This window comes from Kitasatospora cheerisanensis KCTC 2395, assembly GCF_000696185.1.
Taxonomy (GTDB): Bacteria; Actinomycetota; Actinomycetes; order Streptomycetales; family Streptomycetaceae; genus Kitasatospora; species Kitasatospora cheerisanensis.
Genome location: NZ_KK853997.1, coordinates 4,034,006 through 4,053,431 on the forward strand (window position 1 = coordinate 4,034,006; position 19,426 = coordinate 4,053,431).

General features: G+C 73.9%; 19 protein-coding genes and 1 pseudogene. 5 read left to right on the plus strand and 15 right to left on the minus strand.

Going from position 1 to position 19,426, the window contains the following annotated elements; genetic code table 11:
- Nucleotides 1-60 precede the first annotated feature (60 nt).
- Complete coding sequence (gene purD / locus KCH_RS18340) at nt 61-1,305, minus strand: phosphoribosylamine--glycine ligase (RefSeq protein ID WP_035864337.1); 1,245 nt, start codon at nt 1,303-1,305, stop codon at nt 61-63.
- Nucleotides 1,306-1,719: 414 nt separating this feature from the next.
- On the opposite strand from purD, the gene KCH_RS18345 reads away from it, so the two are divergent.
- On the plus strand, nt 1,720-2,505 hold the full coding sequence (locus tag KCH_RS18345; RefSeq protein WP_035864340.1) for an SLATT domain-containing protein: 786 nt from the start codon (nt 1,720-1,722) through the stop codon (nt 2,503-2,505).
- Nucleotides 2,506-2,577: 72 nt separating this feature from the next.
- On the opposite strand, the gene KCH_RS18350 is transcribed toward KCH_RS18345, so the two are convergent.
- From KCH_RS18350 to KCH_RS18360, 3 genes are all read right to left on the minus strand, one after another.
- Nucleotides 2,578-3,228 (minus strand): hypothetical protein, encoded by a 651-nt coding sequence (locus tag KCH_RS18350; RefSeq protein ID WP_035864342.1) that lies wholly within the window; start codon nt 3,226-3,228, stop codon nt 2,578-2,580.
- Nucleotides 3,229-3,273: 45 nt separating this feature from the next.
- Nucleotides 3,274-4,179, minus strand: coding sequence for a GntR family transcriptional regulator (locus tag KCH_RS18355; protein WP_063750166.1), 906 nt, complete (start codon nt 4,177-4,179; stop codon nt 3,274-3,276).
- 114 nt (nt 4,180-4,293) lie between these two features.
- Nucleotides 4,294-5,091, minus strand: a complete 798-nt coding sequence (locus KCH_RS18360; protein WP_035864344.1) for a carbon-nitrogen family hydrolase — start codon at nt 5,089-5,091, stop codon at nt 4,294-4,296.
- A 155-nt stretch (nt 5,092-5,246) separates the two neighbouring features.
- Between KCH_RS18360 and KCH_RS18365 the strand changes: the two genes are divergently transcribed.
- The gene (locus tag KCH_RS18365; RefSeq protein ID WP_035864347.1) at nt 5,247-6,074 is read left to right on the plus strand and encodes a maleylpyruvate isomerase family mycothiol-dependent enzyme; all 828 of its coding nucleotides are present in this window, start codon (nt 5,247-5,249) and stop codon (nt 6,072-6,074) included.
- Between the two features lie 7 nt (nt 6,075-6,081).
- Here the strand turns inward: KCH_RS18365 and KCH_RS18370 are convergent, their stop codons facing one another.
- The 3 genes from KCH_RS18370 to KCH_RS18380 are packed head-to-tail and all read right to left on the minus strand — an operon-like array spanning nt 6,082 to nt 8,724.
- Nucleotides 6,082-7,440, minus strand: coding sequence for an MFS transporter (locus KCH_RS18370; RefSeq protein ID WP_035864349.1), 1,359 nt, complete (start codon nt 7,438-7,440; stop codon nt 6,082-6,084).
- A gap of 58 nt (nt 7,441-7,498) precedes the next feature.
- On the minus strand, nt 7,499-8,518 hold the full coding sequence (locus tag KCH_RS18375; protein WP_035864351.1) for a M64 family metallopeptidase: 1,020 nt from the start codon (nt 8,516-8,518) through the stop codon (nt 7,499-7,501).
- Complete coding sequence (locus tag KCH_RS18380) at nt 8,515-8,724, minus strand: hypothetical protein (RefSeq protein ID WP_157032098.1); 210 nt, start codon at nt 8,722-8,724, stop codon at nt 8,515-8,517. The genes KCH_RS18375 and KCH_RS18380 overlap by 4 nt, the downstream gene beginning before the upstream one ends.
- 278 nt (nt 8,725-9,002) lie before the next feature.
- Here KCH_RS18380 and KCH_RS41420 point away from each other — a divergent pair, with 278 nt between their 5' ends.
- Nucleotides 9,003-9,266 (plus strand): helix-turn-helix domain-containing protein, encoded by a 264-nt coding sequence (locus KCH_RS41420; protein ID WP_035864354.1) that lies wholly within the window; start codon nt 9,003-9,005, stop codon nt 9,264-9,266.
- 62 nt (nt 9,267-9,328) lie between these two features.
- Here the strand turns inward: KCH_RS41420 and KCH_RS18390 are convergent.
- The 3 genes and pseudogenes from KCH_RS18390 to pdhA form a co-directional block, all read right to left on the minus strand.
- Nucleotides 9,329-10,758 (minus strand): annotated as a pseudogene (locus tag KCH_RS18390) (dihydrolipoamide acetyltransferase family protein).
- Between the two features lie 12 nt (nt 10,759-10,770).
- Complete coding sequence (locus KCH_RS18395; RefSeq protein WP_035864356.1) at nt 10,771-11,745, minus strand: alpha-ketoacid dehydrogenase subunit beta; 975 nt, start codon at nt 11,743-11,745, stop codon at nt 10,771-10,773.
- Nucleotides 11,745-12,890, minus strand: a complete 1,146-nt coding sequence (gene pdhA / locus KCH_RS18400; protein WP_035864359.1) for a pyruvate dehydrogenase (acetyl-transferring) E1 component subunit alpha — start codon at nt 12,888-12,890, stop codon at nt 11,745-11,747. Before pdhA ends, KCH_RS18395 begins: the two co-directional genes overlap by 1 nt.
- A 309-nt stretch (nt 12,891-13,199) precedes the next feature.
- Here pdhA and KCH_RS18405 point away from each other — a divergent pair, with 309 nt between their 5' ends.
- A complete protein-coding gene (locus KCH_RS18405) occupies nt 13,200-13,859 on the plus strand; it encodes a response regulator (protein WP_035864363.1) in 660 nt (219 codons plus the stop codon).
- A 58-nt stretch (nt 13,860-13,917) separates the two neighbouring features.
- A complete protein-coding gene (locus KCH_RS18410) occupies nt 13,918-15,006 on the plus strand; it encodes a phosphotransferase enzyme family protein (RefSeq protein ID WP_035864364.1) in 1,089 nt (362 codons plus the stop codon).
- Between the two features lie 21 nt (nt 15,007-15,027).
- Here the strand turns inward: KCH_RS18410 and KCH_RS18415 are convergent, their stop codons facing one another.
- The 5 genes from KCH_RS18415 to KCH_RS42585 form a co-directional block, all read right to left on the minus strand.
- On the minus strand, nt 15,028-16,716 hold the full coding sequence (locus KCH_RS18415) for a protein kinase domain-containing protein (protein ID WP_035864367.1): 1,689 nt from the start codon (nt 16,714-16,716) through the stop codon (nt 15,028-15,030).
- A 110-nt stretch (nt 16,717-16,826) separates the two neighbouring features.
- Nucleotides 16,827-16,979 (minus strand): hypothetical protein, encoded by a 153-nt coding sequence (locus KCH_RS44605; RefSeq protein WP_244305363.1) that lies wholly within the window; start codon nt 16,977-16,979, stop codon nt 16,827-16,829.
- Nucleotides 16,980-16,981: 2 nt separating this feature from the next.
- Nucleotides 16,982-18,232: a protein kinase domain-containing protein gene (locus KCH_RS47220; protein ID WP_425268781.1), complete on the minus strand. Its 1,251-nt coding sequence runs from the start codon at nt 18,230-18,232 to the stop codon at nt 16,982-16,984.
- 113 nt (nt 18,233-18,345) lie between these two features.
- Nucleotides 18,346-18,969 (minus strand): bacterial proteasome activator family protein, encoded by a 624-nt coding sequence (locus tag KCH_RS18430; RefSeq protein WP_035864373.1) that lies wholly within the window; start codon nt 18,967-18,969, stop codon nt 18,346-18,348.
- An 88-nt stretch (nt 18,970-19,057) separates the two neighbouring features.
- Entirely contained in the window at nt 19,058-19,210 is a 153-nt protein-coding gene (locus KCH_RS42585; RefSeq protein WP_167574078.1) for a hypothetical protein, read from the minus strand.
- Nucleotides 19,211-19,426: the final 216 nt, after the last annotated feature.

Below are 19,426 nucleotides of genomic sequence, written 5' to 3' on the forward strand. Positions count from 1 at the left end.
ACGGGGCGCTGCGTCCGGACGGGTCGGTCCGGTCGCAGCGCCCCGTGGGGACGCGGTCCGCTACTGCGCGGCCTTCGCGGCGATGTCGGTGCGGTGCTGGGCGCCCTTGAAGGAGATCTTCGCGACGCCCGCGTACGCCTTGCTCCGGGCCTCGGCGAGGTCCGCGCCGGTGGCGGTGACGGACAGCACCCGGCCGCCCGCGGTCAGCACCTCGCCGTCCGCGCCCTCCTTGGTGCCGGCGTGCAGCACGAACGCGGTGCCGTCGGCCTCCGCCGCGTCCAGGCCGTCGATCGGGTCGCCGGTGCGCGGGTTCGCCGGGTAGCCCTCGGAGGCCATCACCACGGTGACCGCGGCCTGCTCGGACCAGCGCAGCGGCTCCAGCTCGGCCAGCGTGCCGTTGGCGGCGGCCAGCAGGACGCCGGCCAGCGGGGTCAGCAGGCGGGCCAGCACGACCTGGGTCTCCGGGTCGCCGAACCGGGCGTTGAACTCGATCACCCGGGTGCCGCGCGAGGTCAGCGCCAGGCCCGCGTACAGCAGGCCGGAGAACGGGGTGCCGCGGCGGCGCAGCTCGTCGACGGTCGGCTGCAGGACGGTGGCCAGCACCTCGTCGACCAGGCCCTCGGGGGCCCACGGCAGCGGGGTGTAGGCGCCCATGCCGCCGGTGTTGGGGCCCTGGTCGCCGTCCAGCGCACGCTTGAAGTCCTGCGCGGGGACCAGCGGCAGCACCGTGGTGCCGTCGGTGATCGCGAACAGCGACACCTCCGGGCCGTCCAGGTACTCCTCGATCACCACCCGCTCGCACGCCTTGGCGTGCTCCAGCGCGACGGCGCGGTCCTCGGTGACCACCACGCCCTTGCCGGCCGCCAGGCCGTCGTCCTTCACCACGTAAGGGGCGCCGAACGCGTCGAGCGCCTCGGCGGCCTCCTGCTCGCCGGTGCACACGTAGGACCGCGCGGTCGGGACGCCGGCCGCGGCCATCACGTCCTTCGCGAAGGCCTTGGAGCCCTCCAGCTGCGCGGCCTCCACCCCGGGGCCGAACACCGGGAAGCCGGCCGCCCGCAGCGGCTCGGCGACGCCGGCCACCAGCGGGGCCTCCGGGCCGACCACGACCAGGTCGGCGGCCAGTTCCCGGGCCAGCGCGGTGACCGCCGCGCCGTCCAACTGGTCGACCGGGTGCAGGGCGGCCACCCGCGCGATCCCGGCGTTGCCCGGGGCGCAGTGCAGCTCGGTGACAGCGGGATCTTGGGACAGGGAGCGGCACAGGGCGTGTTCGCGGGCGCCGCCGCCGATGACGAGGACCTTCACGACCGGCAGCCTAGTCGGTGGCCGCTCCCGGACCGTCGGCGGCTCCGTGCGAAGCTCCAGGCGCCGGGCCGATCCGGGGCCCCCGTTCATGGGAATGCACAGGGCCTTTCCCGGCCGTCCGCGCGGTCATGCCGACCGCCCCTGTGCACTTCGCTCGGACGGGTGAAATCCGGCCGGGCGGGGCAACCCTTCCCACCTCGGCTTCCGGAGGTGAAATCACATAACGATCACTGCGGAAGCGCCCCCACGGTCAGCCATTTGGCGGTAAGAAGTGCTGTTGGACAAGGACCCGGCCGCTCGCCGGGCACGGCAGCATGGGCGGCTCCGCCCCGCCCGCACCGACCGAAGTCCGTACCGTCAGTCCCGGTACCCCGCCGGGCCTCCGCAGTCACCCCGCCACAGGGAGCGCCACAGGTGAGCCAGCCGGAAATGCAGCCCGAGGAGAGTCCTTGGGGCAAAGAGGTCGCCGATGACGACCAGCCCGTCCCCGGCTCCGGCGGGCGGATCCACACCCGCCGCCGCACCGACCTGAGCGCCCGTCAATTCCCGCTCGGCGACTGGGGAGAGCCCGCCGAACGCCTCGAAGAGCTCTACCGCTGGTCGGAGGAGCGCGCCGTCGAGGCCATCGAGTGGTACCGCCGCGACCGGGTCTGGAAGCGCCGCTGGGCCCGCCTGCTCCGGTTCACCGCCGGCGTGTTCGCCGTCGGCGGCGCCACCGCCCCGATCGTCTCCCTCACCGACCTGCTCCCGCACGCCCTGGAATGGGGTTACGCCGGACTCGCCCTGGCCGCCGCCTCGCTCGTCGCCGACCGCGCCTTCGGGCTCACCTCCGGCTGGATGCGCGACGTCTCCACCTCGCAGGCGCTCCAACGCCGCCTGGAGGCCTTCCAGTTCGACTGGGCCTCGGAGTGCGTCCGGGAGGTCCTGGGCCCCACCGAGGGCACCGCCGGCGAGGCCGCCGAACGCTGCCTCGGCGTGCTGCGGCGCTTCTGCGAGGACGTCTCCGACCTGGTCCGCGCCGAGACCTCCGAGTGGATGCTCGAGTTCCGCGCCGGGATGAGCCAACTCCCCACCCAGGCACCGGGGATCTGGGGCGGCCGCAGCGAGGGCGGCACCGGGGCGCAGGTCCGCATCCTCCCCCCGCCGGGGACGCGGCCGACCATGCCGCGCCAGCGTCCCCCGGAGGGCCCGCTGCGCTGAGGGCCCGCGCGAACAGGGGCGCGTGGAGGGCGCCTCCCGGCCCGCTCCCCGCGCCCCCGGCGGCAGCTCCCGCTACGCGAAGACGATCATCGAGCTCTGGGTGACGCTGCGGGTGGCCGCCGAGTAGAGGCCGGCCCAGGCGTGGCGCTCCCTCGCGTAGGGGTGCTGGAAGTCGTCGATCGGGGGACCGAAGGGCTGTTCCAGCGGGGTGGGGCCGAGCGGGCGGGTGGGGGCGGGCGGGTTGAGCGGGTCGATGCCCAACAGCGGTGCCACCGCCTGGAGTTCGCGGAGCAGGCCCTGCGAGGAGCCCAACGGCCCGCCCGCGGCGAGCAGTTCGTCGGCGACCAGCGGCACCGCGAAGTCCACCGGCACGTAGGCCCCGGCGTGGTCGAAGTGCCAGACCAGGTGCGACTGTTCGGCGGTGGCCTCGAACATCTCCAGGAGCTGTTCGTAGTCGCTGCCGAGCGCGTCCACCGGCGTCACCTCGAAGCCGGTGAGGCCCAACAGGTAGGCGCGGCGCAGGAAGTGGAGCGAGTCGTAGTCGAACGCGGCTATCGTCTCGACGTCGCCGGAGAAGCCGGGGACGTAGGGGTTGACCGGGACGGGCGGCAGCCCGTACTGGGCGAGCACCCCGTTGTAGCGGTCGAGGTCGTCCCGGAACGGGTTCTCGGGGCTGTGGGCGAGCACGTCCACGAGCGGGACGAGCCAGAGGTCGCAGGCCATGGGCCGGCTCATCCTCTCGGGTGGGCGGGGCAACGGGCCCCAACCCTACCGGCCCGTGGCGGGCTCCCCGCGCCCCGGCCGGAACGACCGGGTGAAGCGGCCGGGCGGCACGAACCTGGGCAGCGGCACCCGTCCCAACCCGACGGCGGCGGGCTGCTGTTGGGCCGCGCCCCGGTCGGCGGGCGCGGGGGGACCGGCCGACGGTGCGTCAGGTTCGGGCTGGTCCTCGCGCAGCAGTCGCAGGATGGAGAGCCCGTCGAGGGAACGGCCGAGCAGGCCGGCGAGGAGCTCGACGGTGAACAGGTTGTAGTGGTTGACGACCCGTCGGGCGCCGTCGTGGTCGCGGGCCTCGATCCGGTCGACGAGTTCGCCGTGCCGGTCCCAGCAGGTGCCGCCGAGTTCGCCGGCGGCCCGCAGGTGCGGGGCGGCGAACATCCAGGACTGGACGCGCAGCCAGCCGAGGTAGTCGGCGATCCGCTCGTTGCACAGGATGGCCGCGGCCTCCTGCCAGAACCGCAGGTCGCAGCCGACCAGCACGTCGAGGTGCCCGGCCCGGGCGGCGCGGGTGGCGGCGTCGCCGCGGCGGCGCAGCGAGGCCGTCCGGGACCAGTCGTACGGGTGGACCCGGTTGCCGAGGTGCCGCAGCGCGTTGTCGGTGAGCAGGGCCCGGGCCTCGAAGATCTCCAGGAAGTCGTCCCAGGTGAACTCGGGGACGGTGAAGCCGCGGTGGGGTTCGCTGACCAGCAGGCCCTGGGCGGCGAGGTCGACCAGGGCCTCCCGGGCGGGGGTGGCGGAGACGCCGTAGATCTCGGCGATCTCCTTGACGGTGAAGTTGCGGCCGGCGGGCAGCCGGCCGGCCATCATCTCGTCGCGCAGGGCGTCGGAGATCTGTTCGCGGAGGCTGTTGCGGCGGATCAGGGCGCGCCCGCTCCCGGCTCCCGCAGCGTTCATCGCCGCCCCCCTCTCCGGGCCGTGCCGTTGTCGGCCGGTCCCAGCTCCCGAAACGCGCACAGAGTACCCCGGAATGGTCAATCCGGACCAAGGTACGGCGAGGTCGGCCAAATGTCAGCGCTGGACCGGTGCCGGGATGCCCAGCAGCCGGTCCCGGTGGACCGGGAACTCGGCCCGGCACTTGGCGACCTCGGCCGGGTCGAACTCGACGGTGAGCACCTGCTCGTCCGGCCCGGCCTCGGCGAGCACCCGCCCCCACGGGTCGACGACCAGGCTGCGGCCGGCCTGCTCCACCCCGCCGTGGGTGCCGGCGGTGTTGCAGGCCAGCACGAACGCCTGCTCCTCGACGGCGCGGGCGCGGGCCAGCAGGTTCCAGTGCTCGGCCCGCCGGGCCGGCCAGGCGGCCGGGACAACCAGCAGTTCGGCGCCGGCGTCCAGCAGGGCCCGGAACAGCTCGGGGAAGCGCAGGTCGTAGCAGGTGGCCAGGCCCAGGGTGGCGGAGCCGGCGTCTGCGGTGACGATCTCCTGGCCGGCGCCCATCACGACGGCCTCGCCGGTGTCGAAGCCGAAGCGGTGGATCTTCCGGTAGGTGCGGACGAGTTCGCCGTCGGGCGCGAACAGCAGCGAGGTGTTGTAGATCGGCCCGTCGGGATCGCGTTCGACGATCGAACCGGCGTGCAGCCAGCAGCCGACCGCGCGGGCGGCGGCCGACATCGTCTCGGCGGTCGGCCCGTCGAGCGGTTCGGCGCCGTCCGACCAGGCGTCGTAGGCGAAGCCGCCGACCGGCCACAGCTCGGGCAGCACCACCAGGTCGGCGCCGTTCTGGGCGCGGACCAGCGCCGCGGCCCTGGCCCGCCGCTCGGCGGCCGGCTCGGAGTCCGAGACCGCGAGTTGGATCAATGAAGCGCGCACAGTACCACCGTCCACGACAAGAGTCCTACGATCGTCACCCGAAAGCGCTGCCCTGCTCTCACCCGGCAGCGTAACGTGCCGTATGCGCGTCCGTGCGGAGGTCTTGGCAGCTCGGGCGGCGTGGGACGCAAGCTGACGGAGGGCCGGAGATACCCGTGACGGACAACCAGACCGTGCAGGCGTACACCGATGCGTGGACGCAGTCGATCGAGTCCATATCCGAGCTGCTCGCCCCGTTGCCGACCGACGCGTGGAACCGGGCCACCGAGTGCCCGGGCTGGTCGGTGCGCGACGTGGTGTCGCACATCATCGGCGTCGAGTCGGAGCTGCTGGGCGACCCCCGGCCGATCCACGCCCTGCCGCGCGACCTGCGGCACGTCACCAACGAGTTCACCCGGTACATGGAACTGCCGGTGGACAAGCGCCGCTGCCACACCCCGATCGAGCTGACCAGCGAGCTGGAGTACACGGTCATCCGGCGCTCCCGGGCGCTGCGCAACGCCCGCTACGGCCCGACCGACCTGGTGCGCTGGCCGGCCGGCCCGCTCTCCCGGGAGGTCCCGTACGCCACACTGCTGCTGCTCCGGGCCTTCGACGTCTGGGTGCACGAGCAGGACCTGCGGCGGGCGCTGCAGGAGCCGGGCAACCTGGACTCGCCGGCCGCGGTGGTGACCAGGGACTGGCTGATCAAGTCGCTGCCGCAGCAGGTCGCCAAGGAGGCGGGCGCGCCGATCGGCAGCACCGTGGTGTTCGACGTGTCCGGCGCGCTGCCGTTCGAGCGCACCGTCCGGATCGGCGCGGACGGCACCGGCAGCATGGACGAGTCGGCGGCGGCGGACCCGGACGTGAAGCTGTCGATGGACTGGCAGACCTTCGTCCGGCTGTGCTGCGGCCGGGTCCACCCGGAGACCGCGCTGGTGAACGTGGTCGGCGACCAGGAGCTCGGCCTCCGGGTGCTCGCCCACCTGTCCAGCACCCCCTGACGCCCCGTCAGCCGCCGGCCGCGGCCACCTTCCGCCGCAGCCGGAGGATCATCGCCGTCCCGAGCAGCAGCGGCAGCAACTGGAAGCAGAACGCCAACTGGTAGGCGTGCGCGCCGTAGCTGTCGCTGCCCGGGTCGGCCAGCGCGTCCAGCAGGACGCCGATGCCGAGCAGGGTGATCATCGCGCCGATGAAGCCGCCCATGTTGGCGATGCCGGACGCGGTGCCCATCCGCTCGGCCGGGTTGTGGGCACGGGCGTAGTCGAGGCCGATCAGCGAGGCCGGGCCGTTGCTGCCCATCACCAGCACCAGCACCACCAGCAGCCACAGCGGCGGACGGCCCTGCGGCCAGGCCAGGGTGACGGTCCAGCAGAGCGCGGTGGCGGCCAGCACGGTGAAGGTGACCGGCAGCCGCAGCGCGGCCGAGCGGGAGATCAGCCGGCCGAACAGCAGGCCGAACGCCATGCTGCTGAGCACCAGCAGGCTGAGCAGCCCGCCCGCGCCGGCCCGGGACATGCCCTGGCCCTCGACCAGGTAGGGCAGCCCCCACAGCAGTCCGAACGCGGACGCCGGGAACGCCGTGGTGAAGTGCACCCACATGCCGAGCCGGGTGCCGGGCTCGGACCAGGCGGCGCGGATCTGCCGCCCCACCGGCAGCCGGCCGCCCTGCGGCGGCACCGGCACGGACGCGGGCGCCCCGGGCGGGGCCTCCCGCAGCAGCGCCAGCACGGCGACGAACACCAGCACGCCGGTGGCCGCGATGGCGCCGAAGGTGGTGCTCCACCCGGCCGTGTGCAGGGCCTGCGCGAGGACCACGGTGGTGAACAGGTTGCCGCCGGTGCCGACCAGGCCGGTGAGCTGGGCGACGAACGGGTTGCGGGCGGCCGGGAACCAGCGGGCGGCGATCCGCAGCACGCTGATGAAGGTCATCGCGTCGCCGCAGCCGAGCACCGCCCGGGACGCCAGCGCGGGCGCGAACGCGGTGGAGAACGCGAACGCCAGCTGCCCCGCGCTCATCAGGGCCACGCCCAGCAGCAGCACCCGGCGCGGGCCGATCCGGTCGACCAGCAGGCCGACCGGGATCTGCATCCCGGCGTACACCAGGACCTGCAGGATCGAGAAGGTGGACAGCGCGGACGCGCCGATCCCGAACCGGGCGGCGGCGTCCAGCCCGGCCACCCCGAGGCTGGTGCGGTGCACCACGGCGAGGACGTAGACGCTGACGCCGACCGCCCAGGCGAACCAGGCGGCCCGCCCGCCGGGCGGGTGCGGGACGGCGGCCCGGAGCTCGGCGGTGCGGAGCCCGGCGGCGGCGCGGGGAGCGGGTACGGACAGGGACGGTGCTGCGGGGGCGGGGTCCACGCTCATAGTGGAACCAGGCTAGTCATCCCATGACCTGATCTTTCCGCCAGGGTGCCGGACCGCCTCAGCCGCTGATCGTCCAGCTCGCCGTCCGGGTCATGTACTGGGCCCGGAAGGCCTCGTCGCGCACCCAGTCGGTGGTGTCCTGGACGGTCGCGGTCACGGTGTGCCGGCGGCCGGGCGCCAGCGCGAGCGCGGCGGTGTCCAGCCAGGTGCCGTCCGCGGTGCCGGCCTCCACCGGCCGGCCGTCCACCGTCCACTCGATCCGCAGCTGGCGCGCCCCGGTCAGCGCCAGCGGGCGCACGTGCAGCTTGGGCCGGCCCGCCACCTGCCCGGGAGCCGGCTCGGGCTCGTCCGCGGGCCTCACCTGGCGGTACAGCTGCTCGACGATCGCCTCCCGGGACGGCAGGTTGTACGTCCCGCCGAGGGTCCGCATCACCGAGTCCTCGGTCGGCCGGTACAGCCCGTTGGCGCTGCGGTACGCGCCCACCGGGCCGCCGCCGTCCGGGGAGACGGCGCCCAGCCAGCGCCACCACTTGACCTTGTCCCGCGCCATCTCCTCGGCGTCCACCGCGGACAGGTTCGGGTAGTCCGGGTCGCCGGGGGCGCTGTCGTACTCGTCGCCGAGCGCGCCCACGGTGTGGCCGATCTCGTGCTGGATGATCCGCCCGGCGTCCGGGCTGCCGCCGGCCAGCGTGGTCACCCCGGTGCCGCCGGCCCCGCCGTACTCGGTCGAGTTGGCCAGCGCGATCAGGTACTGCGGGCCCTCGCCCTGCCCGGCCCAGCGGGCGGTGGCGGCCTCGTCCGCGCACAGCAGGCGGGCGGTGCCCTCGCACCAGAAGTGCATGCCCAGCGGGGTGGAGAGCGACCGGCCGGCGCTCTCGCTCTCGGCGATCCCCGGCACCGGGGAGACCACGTCCACCCGCCGTATGTTGAACAGCCCCTGGTAGGTGCGGAACGGCTCGATCTCCAGCAGCGCGTGCCAGGCCCGGTCCGCCTGCTCCCGGAACAGCTGCTGCTGGTCGGCGGTGTAGCCGTCGCCCAGCAGCACCAGGGTGATCCGGTTGGCCGGGTCGCCGGTCATCCGCAGGTCGACGGCGGGCGCCCCGGGGCCCGCAGGTCCGGCCGGGAGGCGGGCGGCGCGGCCCGGTCCGGCCCCGGCAGCGGCGGTCCTATCGCGGTGGACGGCGAGGGCGAGGCCAGCTCCACCACGGCGGGCAGCACGGCGGCGGCGGCCAGCAGCAGAGCGGCCGCGGAGCGCATCACGGGGCCGGGAGCACCAGGCGGCATACGCGGGGTCCTCGCTGCGACGACACCCGGCCTGGCTGCGCGGGTGGCTGGTCGCACAGACGTACCCATCGCCGTCCCGGGAGCGGCGGGGCCGGCCCGAAACTCCCTCGGGCGGCGCAATGCGCGGCGCGCCCGCCGAAGGCGTCGACAATCACCGGCCCGGACCGACCGGCGCTGCCAATTCCGAATGCCCGCAATGCAGTTGGAACGGCGAACGGGCCGCCGCCCGGCGGGATACCCTGCCGGACGTGAATCACCAGGGGGGAAAGGCGGCTGACATGGAGAACGGGCCGGAGACGGACCCGCGCAGGGCATTCGGACAGGCCCTGCGAACACTGCGGCAGGGGGCCCGGCTGACCCAGCAGGAACTCGCCCACAAGGCGGGCCTGGGCATCCGCACGCTGTCCGACCTGGAACGCGGCACGGCCGGCCCGCGCCCGGCCACCGCCGCACTGCTGGCCGGCGCGCTCGGCCTGGACCGGCCCGGCACCGAGGGCTTCCACGCCCTGGCCCACGCCGCCTGGCGGACCGCCCGCGGCTGACCCGTCGCGGGAACGCGCCGGGCCCGCTCCGCGGAGGAGCGGGCCCGGCGGGCCGGGGCCGGTCAGCCCCAGGTGATCAGGCGCTTCGGGAACTCCAGGATCGCGGCGACGTCCGCCAGCACCTTGGAGCCGAGCTCGCCGTCGACCAGCCGGTGGTCGAAGGACAGCGCCAGCGTGGTGACCTGCCGCGGCACCACCTTGCCCTTGTGCACCCAGGGCAGCTCCCGCACCGCGCCGAAGGCCAGGATGGCGGCCTCGCCGGGGTTGAGGATCGGGGTGCCGGTGTCGACGCCGAACACGCCGACGTTGGTGATGGTGACGCTGCCGCCGGACATGTCCGCCGGGGAGGTCTTGCCCTGCCGCGCGGTCTCCACCAGCTCGCCGAGCGAGACGGCCAGCTGGGAGAGCGTCTTGGAGCCGGCGTCCTTGATGTTCGGGACGATCAGCCCGCGCGGGGTGGCCGCGGCGATGCCGAGGTTCACCGCGCCCCTGATGACGATCTCCTGGGCGCCCTCGTCCCAGCTCGCGTTGATCTCCGGGTGCCGCTTGATCGCGGTCAGCAGCGCCTTGGCGACCAGCAGCAGCGGGCTGACCCGCACCCCGGCGCCCAGTTCGCCGCTCTCCTTGAGCTTGCGCACCAGCTTCATCGTCCGGGTCACGTCGACCTGGACGAACTCGGTGACGTGCGGCGCGGTGAACGCCGAGGCCACCATCGCCTGCGCGGTGGCCTTCCGGACGCCCTTGACCGGCACCCGGACGTCCCCGGCCGCGGTCGTCGCCGGCAGCGCGGGCTGCTCGGCCACCGGGGCGGCGGCCTGCGGGGCGACCGGCGCGGCGGCCGGCTCGACGACGGCCTCGGCGGCGGTGGCCGCCGCGGCGTGCACGTCCTCGCGGGTGATCACGCCGTTCGGGCCGGTCGGCAGCACGGTGCGCAGGTCGATGCCGAGGTCCTTGGCGAGCTTGCGCACCGGCGGCTTGGCCAGCGGGCGCTCCCCCTCCGCGACGACGACCGGCGCGGCCTGGGCGACCGGAGCGACCGGAGCGGGCTGGGCGACCGGCGCGGCGGGCGCGACCGGGGCCGCCGGGCCGCGCCGTTGGTGCGGCGGGCCCGGCGCTGCACCGAGCCGGTGCGCGGGCCGTAGCCGACCAGCACCTCGCGGCGCTCCGGCTCGGTCTCCGCCGCGGCGGGCGCGGCCGCCGGAGCGGCGGCCGGGGCCGGGGCGGCCTCGGCCGGCGCGGCGCCCTCGACGGCCACCGCGATGATCGCGGTGCCCACGTCGACGGTGGTGCCCGCCGGGAAGTGCAGCGCCTCGACCACGCCGGTGAACGGGATCGGCAGCTCGACCGCGGCCTTGGCGGTCTCCACCTCGCAGACCACCTGCCCGTCGGTGACGGTGTCGCCCGGCTTGACGTACCAGGTGAGGATCTCGGCCTCGGTGAGTCCCTCGCCCACGTCGGGCATCTTGAACTCGCGGAGCGTTCCGTTGCTCATGTTCGTCCCCGCTCAGTACGCGAGCGCGCGGTCGACAGCGTCGAGCACACGGTCGAGGTCGGGCAGGTAGGTCTCCTCGACCCGCGACGGCGGGTACGGGGCGTGGTAGCCGCCGACCCGCAGGATCGGCGCCTCCAGGTGGTAGAAGCAGCGCTCGGTGAGCCGGGCGGCGAGCTCCGCGCCCAGGCCGAGGAAGACCGGGGCCTCGTGCACCACGATGCCGCGGCCGGTGCGCTTGACGGACTCCTCCAGGGTGATGAAGTCGATCGGCGACAGCGAGCGCAGGTCGACCACCTCCAGCCGGCGGCCGTCCTCCTCGGCGGCCTTGGCGGCCTCCTGGCAGACCTTCACCATCGGCCCGTAGGCGATCAGCGTGGCGTCGGTGCCGGGCCGGACGATGCGCGCCGAGTGCAGCGGCAGCATCGGGTCCTCGCCGACCTCGCCCTTGTCCCAGTAGCGGCGCTTGGGCTCCAGGAAGATCACCGGGTCGTCCGACTCGATGGCCTGGCGCAGCATCCAGTGCGCGTCGTGCGCGTTGGACGGGCTGACCACCCGCAGGCCGGCGGTGTGCGCGAAGTACGCCTCGTGCGACTCGCTGTGGTGCTCCACCGCGCCGATGCCGCCGCCGAACGGGATGCGGACGGTGACCGGCATCTTGACGTGGCCGAGCGCGCGGGCGTGCATCTTGGCGAGCTGGGAGACGATCTGGTCGAAGGCCGGGTACACGAAGCCGTCGAACTGGATCTCCACCACCGGGCGGTAGCCGCGCAGCGCGAGGCCGATCGCGGTGCCCATGATGCCGGACTCGGCGAGCGGGGTGTCGATGACCCGGTCGTCGCCGAAGTCCTTCTGAAGGCCGTCGGTGATCCGGAAGACGCCGCCGAGCTTGCCGATGTCCTCGCCCATCAGGACGGTCTTCGGGTCGTTCTCCAGCGACTTGCGCAGCGCTTCGTTGAGCGCCTTGGCGATGCTGAGCTGGCCGGCCATCAGTGCTGCTCCCCCTCGAAGGAGGCGGCGTACGCCTCGTACTCGGCGCGTTCCTCGTCCACCAGCGGGTGCGGCTCGGTGTAGACGTGGTCGAAGATCAGGGTCGGGTCGGGGTCGGGCATCGACCGGACGCCCTCGCGGACGCGCAGGCCCAGCTTCTCGCTCTCGGCCTCGACCTCGGCGAAGAACGCCTCGTCGGCGAGGCCCTCCTTCTCCAGGTGCGCCTTCAGCCGCAGGATCGGGTCCTTGGCCTTCCAGGCCTCGGTCTCCTCGGTCTGCCGGTAGCGGGTCGGGTCGTCGGAGGTGGTGTGCGCGCCCATCCGGTAGGTGAACGCCTCCACCAGCACCGGGCCCTGGCCGGTACGGGCGTGGTCCAGCGCCCAGCGGGTGACCGCGAGGCAGGCCAGCACGTCGTTGCCGTCGACCCGGACGCCGGGGAAGCCGAAGCCGGAGGCGCGGCGGAACAGCGGGATGCGGGTCTGGACGGTGGTGGGCTCGGAGATCGCCCACTGGTTGTTCTGGCAGAAGAACACCACCGGCGAGTTGTAGACCGAGGCGAAGGTGAAGGCCTCGTTGACGTCGCCCTGGCTGGAGGCGCCGTCGCCGAAGTAGGCGATCACCGCGTCGTCCGCGCCGTCCTTGGTGATGCCCATCGCGTAGCCGGTGGCGTGCAGGGTCTGCGCGCCGATCACGATGGTGTAGAGGTGGAAGTTCTTCTCGTTCGGGTCCCAGCCGCCGTTGTTCACGCCGCGGAACATGCCGAGCAGGTTCAGCGGGTCGACGTCACGGCACCAGGCGACGCCGTGCTCGCGGTAGGTGGGGAAGGCGTAGTCGCCCGGGCGCATCGCCCGGCCGGAGCCGACCTGGGCGGCCTCCTGGCCCAGCAGCGAGGCCCACAGGCCGAGTTCGCCCTGACGCTGGAGAGACGTGGCCTCCGCGTCGAAGCGGCGGACCAGCACCAGGTCGCGGTAGAGCGCGCGCAGCTCCTCGGGCGTCACGGTGAGCGGGAAGTCCGGGTGCTCGACCCGGTCGCCCTCCGGAGTGAGCAGCTGTACGAGCTCCGGCGCGGCGGAGCCGGCGCTGGTTTTGTCAGGGACGCCGGGGGCGGCCTTCTTGCGCGCCCTCGTCGTGCTTTTGACGGTCACGTTCACTCCTCGGTCTGTCCGGCCGCCCGGGGTCGCCGGTGGCCGGTCCGGTCGCCTCCCGGCTCGCGCGCGTGGGTGTGCGCGCCAGTCGCGGCAGGCGGTGTTCCCTTTCCGACGGCGTCCCTCACGAGAACGTTACCCAGCGACACCCCTTGGCGCTCTTGCGCTAGGACGTCCTAGTTGTTCTCCGGTGGGGAAACCGACGATGTGACGCGGCTTACCTTCCCGTCAGGACACCAGCGCACGGTATCCGGGCGCGGCCCGCTGCGAAAGGGGGTAACGCCCATCGATTTGTGCGAGGCTTTGCAAATGACAGATAACGGACATATCCGGGTGTTTCTCCTCGATGATCACGAAGTGGTCCGTCGGGGCGTGCACGACCTGCTCTCGACGGAGGGCGACATCGAGGTGGTCGGAGAGGCCGGAACGGCCGCCGAGGCACTGACCCGGATCCCCGCGGTCCACCCGGACGTGGCGGTGCTGGACGTCCGACTGCCCGACGGGAACGGGGTCGAGGTGTGCCGGGAGATCCGCTCCCACCACCCGTCGGTGAAATGCCTGATGCTCACCTCCTTCTCGGACGACGAGGCGCTGTTCGACTCGATCATGGCGGGGGCCTCCGGATATGTCCTGAAAGCGATCCGCGGCACCGACCTGCTCTCCGCGGTGCGCGACGTCGCCGCCGGTAAATCGCTGCTCGACCCGGTCGCCACCAGTCGGGTGCTCGCACGGCTGCGCGACGGGGGCGAGAAGGAGGACGAGCGGATCGCGGAGTTGACGAAACAGGAGCGCCGCATCCTCGATCTGATCGGCGAGGGGATGACGAATCGGCAGATCGGCAATGAGCTGCACCTGGCTGAAAAAACCGTAAAAAACTACGTCAGCAGCCTGTTGGCGAAGATGGGAATGGCGCGCCGGACCCAGGTCGCCGCGTACGTGGCCCGCCGTCAGGCCGACCAGCATCACTGAGATCACCTCGGGCACGCTCTGTCAAGTCACCATCACGCCGAGTAATACGCTCTGCTCCGTGACGGACGGTCAGACCATCTCCCTCGCGCCGGCCCGCCCGGACGCCACCGCTCCCCCCGTAGGCACCCTCAGCCCCCCGGTCGCGCACGCCGCCGTGGCCGGGGTGCTGCGCGCGTACCGCACCGCACCGCCCGACGAGGTGGTGCCGGTCGCCGAAGGGCTGCTCAACCGCGGCTACCGGATCGCCGCCTCCGACGGCGCCAGGTACTTCCTGAAGTGCTACGTCGACCCGGCCACCGCCAACCGGTCGGCGATCCTGCGGCAGCACCGCGCGACCGCCGCGCTGGCCGGCCTCGGCCTGCCGGTGCCGCCGCCGATCGCCGACCGGGACGGCCGGACGGTCACCGCGTACGGCGGCCGACTGTTCGCGCTGTACCCGTGGGTGCCCGGAAGCCACCGGCACGGCACCGAGCTCGACCCCGCCCGGTGCGGCGAACTCGGCACCCTGCTGGGGTCATTGCACGGCGCGCTCCGCGAAGTGTGCGCCCCGCTGCGGCAGCCGGACGGGGTGCTCAGCGCCGAGGTCGAGGAGACCGGGCGGATCGTCGCCGAACTCCGCGCCCGGGCCCGCGCGCACCGCCCCTACGGGCCGTTCGACCGGCTCGCCGAGCAGCGCCTGACCGAGCGGCTGGACCTGCTCGCCGCGCACCGCCACCGCCGCCCCGGCCCGGCCGACGCCCCGCCGACCGGCTGGACCCACGGCGACTTCCACGGCCTGAACGTGCTCTACCGGGGCGAGGCCGTCAGCGCCGTCCTGGACTGGGACAAGCTCGCCCCGCACCCGGTCGCCGAGGAGGCCGTACGGGCCGCCACGCTGCTGTTCAACGACCGCACCAGCGGTGTCCTGGACCTGGTCCGGGTCCGGCACTGGGCGCGCGCCTACCGGGCCACCGGAGCCGCGAGCGCCGAGCAGGTCGCCGCCGCCGTGCACCGGGTGTGGTGGGAGCGGCTGAACGACCTGTGGATGCTCCAGTGGCACTACCAGCGCCACGACCACCGGGCCGACCCGCTGTTCCCGGCCTCCGCCGGGCAGCTCACCTGGTGGTGCCAGGACTACGAGCAGGTCATGGACGCGTTCGCCAACTGACCTGCCCGTAGCCCCCGGAGCTCAGTGGCCCGCCGGCGGCGCCACCGCGTCGCCGCTGGGCGTCGGCGGCTTGGTCGCCCCGCCGCTGGCGTTGTCCGACGGGGTGGGCTTCGTCGGGCTCTTCTCGCCGGTCGGACTGGCCGGGGCGGACGGCTTCGCCGAGCGCGAGGCGCTGGCCGAGGCGGACGCGGACGGGCTGGCGGAGGCGGACGCGCTGGGCGAGGGCGTCCAGTTCGGCGCCTCGGTCTGATGGTTGGTGCTCTGGCTGCGCGAGGGCGCGGCGCTGGTGGGCCGCTCCTCCTCCGGGCCGGCGCTCGGGCTGCCGGTGCTGTGCACCGGCGCCTTCGGGTGCGGGTCGTTGGTCTTGTGGTCCTGGTTGGCCGTCAGCGCCAGCGCCACGCCGACCGTGGCGGCCAGCACCAGCGCGACCGCGCCCAGCACCCAGCCCCACGGGTTGCGGCGCGGCCGCTCCTCCGGGTCCTCTCCGTCGTCGCCGCCCTCCCCGCCGACGCCCGGGTAGGGGCGGGCGGGCGTCTGGTAGCCCGAAGCCATCGGGTACGGCAGGGCCTCGGTCCGGCCGGTCCCGTCGGCGACCGCGCCCAGCGGCTCGGTCAGCGCGGTGGAGCCGCTCGCCGGGCCGCCCTCCCAGCCGCCGGCCGCGCCGGCCGCCAGGCCCGCGACCGCGGCCGGGTGGCCCGCGCCGACCGCGCCGTGCATCTGCCGCAGCGCGTGCTGCACGTGGGCGCGGAACTCGTCGGCGCTCTGGAACCGGTCGTCCGGGTTCTTCTCCAGCGCCCGCAGCACCAGCGCGTCCAGCTGCGGCGGCACCCGGTCGTTCACCTGCGACGGCGGCACCGGCGCGTCCTGCACGTGCTGGTACACCACGGCGAGCGGGGTCTCGCCGACGAACGGCGGCCGCAGGGTGAGCAGTTCGTACAGCATGCAGCCGGCCGCGTACAGGTCGGAGCGGTGGTCGACGGCCTTGCCGAGGGCCTGCTCCGGCGACAGGTACTGCGGGGTGCCCATCACCATGCCGGTCTGCGTCATGGTGGTGGCCGCGCCGGTCAGCGCCCGGGCGATGCCGAAGTCCATCACCTTGACCGCGCCGCCGTTGGTGATGATCACGTTGGCGGGCTTGATGTCCCGGTGCACGATCCCGTGCTGGTGGCTGTAGGCCAGCGCCTCCAGCACCCCGGCGGTGATGATCAGCGCCTGGTCGACCGGCGGCGCCTCCTCGTCCACCAGCAGCTCGCGCACCGTCCGGCCCTCGACCAGCTCCATGACGATGTACGGGGTGGACTCCGCGCCGTGCTGCTCCTCGCCGGTGTCGTAGACCGCGACGATCGAGTGGTGGTTGAGCGCCGCGACCGAGTGCGCCTCGCGGGTGAAGCGCAGCCTGGCGGTGTCGTCCTCGGCGAGCTCGGAGCGCAGCAGCTTGACCGCCACGGTGCGGCCCAGCCGGATGTCCTGGGCGGCGAAGACCTCGGCCATGCCGCCGCGGCCCAGCCGGCCGGTCAGCCGGTACCGGCCGTCGCCGATGGTGGGGAAGGGAACCGCGCTGCCCCGCCCGGGAGTTGCCGCCCCGACCGGGAGCACCTCGGTGGGCCCGGTGACCTCGGGGGTCCGGCCGTCGTCCTCGTTCCGGCCGTGCTGCGCGGGTACGTCCCGCTGGTCCGCCCCGCCGTCGTCCGGTCGTTCGCTCTGACCCATCGCTCCTCGCCCCGGGCATTCGCTCGGCGCGCGTTCGCCCTGTCGGTTCCGTCGTCAGAACGCTACCGTCTCGCGCCCTCGGACGTGGCACGGGACGGCGCGCGTGGGGCTCACAGCGAGCTCTGCGAGCCTGCCCCGTGGCCGAGTTCGAGCACGGACTGCAGGACCGGGGCCCCGTAGGACGAGCTCGAGGTCGAGCCGACCGCCGCGATGGCCACGATGATGATCGCAAGAATGATCACACCGGCGATCACGCCGAACACGATCAGCGCGGTCGAACAGCCGTTGCCGCTGCTGGCCGGCGCCGGCGAGTACGCCATCGTCGGCGGCCCCGGCATCGGCGGGTGCGGCTGCTGCGGGAACGGCGGCGGCGTGCTCTGCGGGAAGCCCTGCTGCTGGAACTGCGGCTGCGGGAACGGCTGCGGGGTCTGCGGCGCCTGCGGGAACGGCGGCGGCGTCTGCGCGTACGGCGGCGGGGTCTGCGGCCCCGGGCCGGCGGGTACGGCTGCGGCTGCACCTGCGGCGGCGGGGTGCCCAGGGTGCCGCTCACCGGCGGGAAGTTGGTCAGCGACGGCGCGGCGTGCACCGAGCGCGGCCCCTCGCCGATCACCAGCGGGGTGGACGCCTGCAGCGGAGTGTTGCCCTGCTCCCCCGCCGCGACCCGCTCGACCTCCTCGCGCATCGCCTCCGCGGTCGGGAACCGGTGCGCCGGGTCCTTGCGCAGCGCCTGCGCCACCAGCGCGTCCACCGCCGGGGTGACCGCCGCGTTCAGCGTGGACGGCGCCGGCGGGGTCTCCTGCACGTGCTTGTACGCGATCGAGAACGCCGAGTCGCCGTCGAACGGCAGCTGTCCGCTGAGCAGTTCGAACAGCATGCAGCCCACCGAGTACAGGTCGGACCGGGCGTCGACGCTCTTGCCGAGCGCCTGCTCCGGCGACAGGTACTGCGGGGTGCCGACCACCATGCCGGTCTGCGTCATCGAGGTCACCCCGGACTGCAGGGCCCGCGCGATGCCGAAGTCCATCACCTTGACGACGCCCTTGGTGGACACCATCACGTTGGCCGGCTTGATGTCGCGGTGCACCAGCCCCTGGTCGTGCGAGGCCTCCAGCGCCGACAGCACCGCGGCGGTGATCTTCAGCGCCTGCTCGGTCGGCATCGCGCCGCGGGTGGTCACCTGCTCGTCCAGCACGTCCTTCAGCGAACGGCCCTCGACGAACTCCATGACGATGTACGGCGTCGCCGTCCCGTCCGGCCCGACGTCCTCGCCGGAGTCGAACACCGAGACGATGTTGGTGTGCTGCAGCCGGGCCACCGCCTGCGCCTCGCGCCGGAACCGCTCCTTGAACGAGGCCTCCCGGCCCAGCTCGGTGTGCAGCGTCTTCACCGCGACCTGACGGTCCAGCACCGTGTCGTACGCCAGGTGGACGGCCGCCATCCCGCCCTGCCCCAGCAGCCGCTGCAGCACGTACCGGCCGTGGCCCAGCGAGTGGCCCTCGGTGGTGCCCTCTGTCATGGTCCCAGCTCCCCCTCGGCGCGCGGTACTTCCGGACAGGGGTCAGGGTAGCGGTTCGGGGCCGCGCCGCAGCGCGGCCCCCGCGGCACCGTCCGGGGACCGGTCGGGCCGGACTACAGGTACGGTCCGGACCGCAGGCCGCGGCCCGGACCCGGCTCCTCCGCGTCGCCCTCCATGCCGTGCAGGCCCGGGGGCAGCGCCCGCCGCATCTGCTCCAGCTGCGCCCGCGCCGCCATCTGCTGCGCGAACAGCGCGGTCTGGATGCCGTGGAACAGGCCCTCCAGCCAGCCCACCAACTGCGCCTGCGCGATCCGCAGTTCGGCCTCGGTCGGGATCACGTCCTCGGCGAACGGCAGCGACAGCCGCTCCAGCTCCTCGACCAGCTCGGGCGCCAGGCCCAGCTCCAGCTCCTTGATCGAACTGGCGTGGATCTCCTTCAACCGGGCCCGGCTGGCCTCGTCCAGAGGCGCCGCCCGCACTTCCTCCAGCAGCTGCTTGATCATGCTGCCGATCCGCATCACCTTGGCCGGCTGCTCGACCATCTCGGTCACCGGCAGCTCGCGCGGCTCGTCGCCGTCGTCCGCGCCGCGGCCGAGCCCGCCGACCGGGGCGGTGCCCACCGCCATCCCGTCCGGTCCGACGATCAGCACCTTCGGGCTGTCCTCGCCCTTCCCGCTCGACGCCTGTGACGCCTGGAAAGGCTCCTGCTGCGACCGCTCGTTCATCGGGTTGGTCATAGCTCCTTCATATGCTTCGTCCACCGCGGAGGTCAACGAACCTGGTACCCGGATCGTCCCACCCCGCGGCTACCCGCATCCTGCGGTCTCACCGCCGGCGGAGCTTCATTCCGACCAGGCCGAGGCCCAGTCCGATCATGCCCAGTCCGACGCCCAACGGCAGCTGCATCGCCGACGGGTCGTCCAGGTGCAGCGGCCCCGCCGGCAGCACCGGGCCGGCCACCGGCACGCCCGCCGCCACCGTCGAGTCGTCCTGGTCCGGCGCGGGCTCGACCGCGTCCTCGTCGCCCCCGGCCTCCGGTACCGCCGCGTCCGGCGCCGACTGCTGCCCGCCGTGGCGGCCGCCGGTGTCCGCCGACGGCGCGGCCGGGCCGGGGCGGGCGGCACCACCGGCTGCTGCTGGTGGTGCGGACGCGGGTGCGCGGGCCGGTCCTGCGCCCCCGACGGTCCGCCGCTC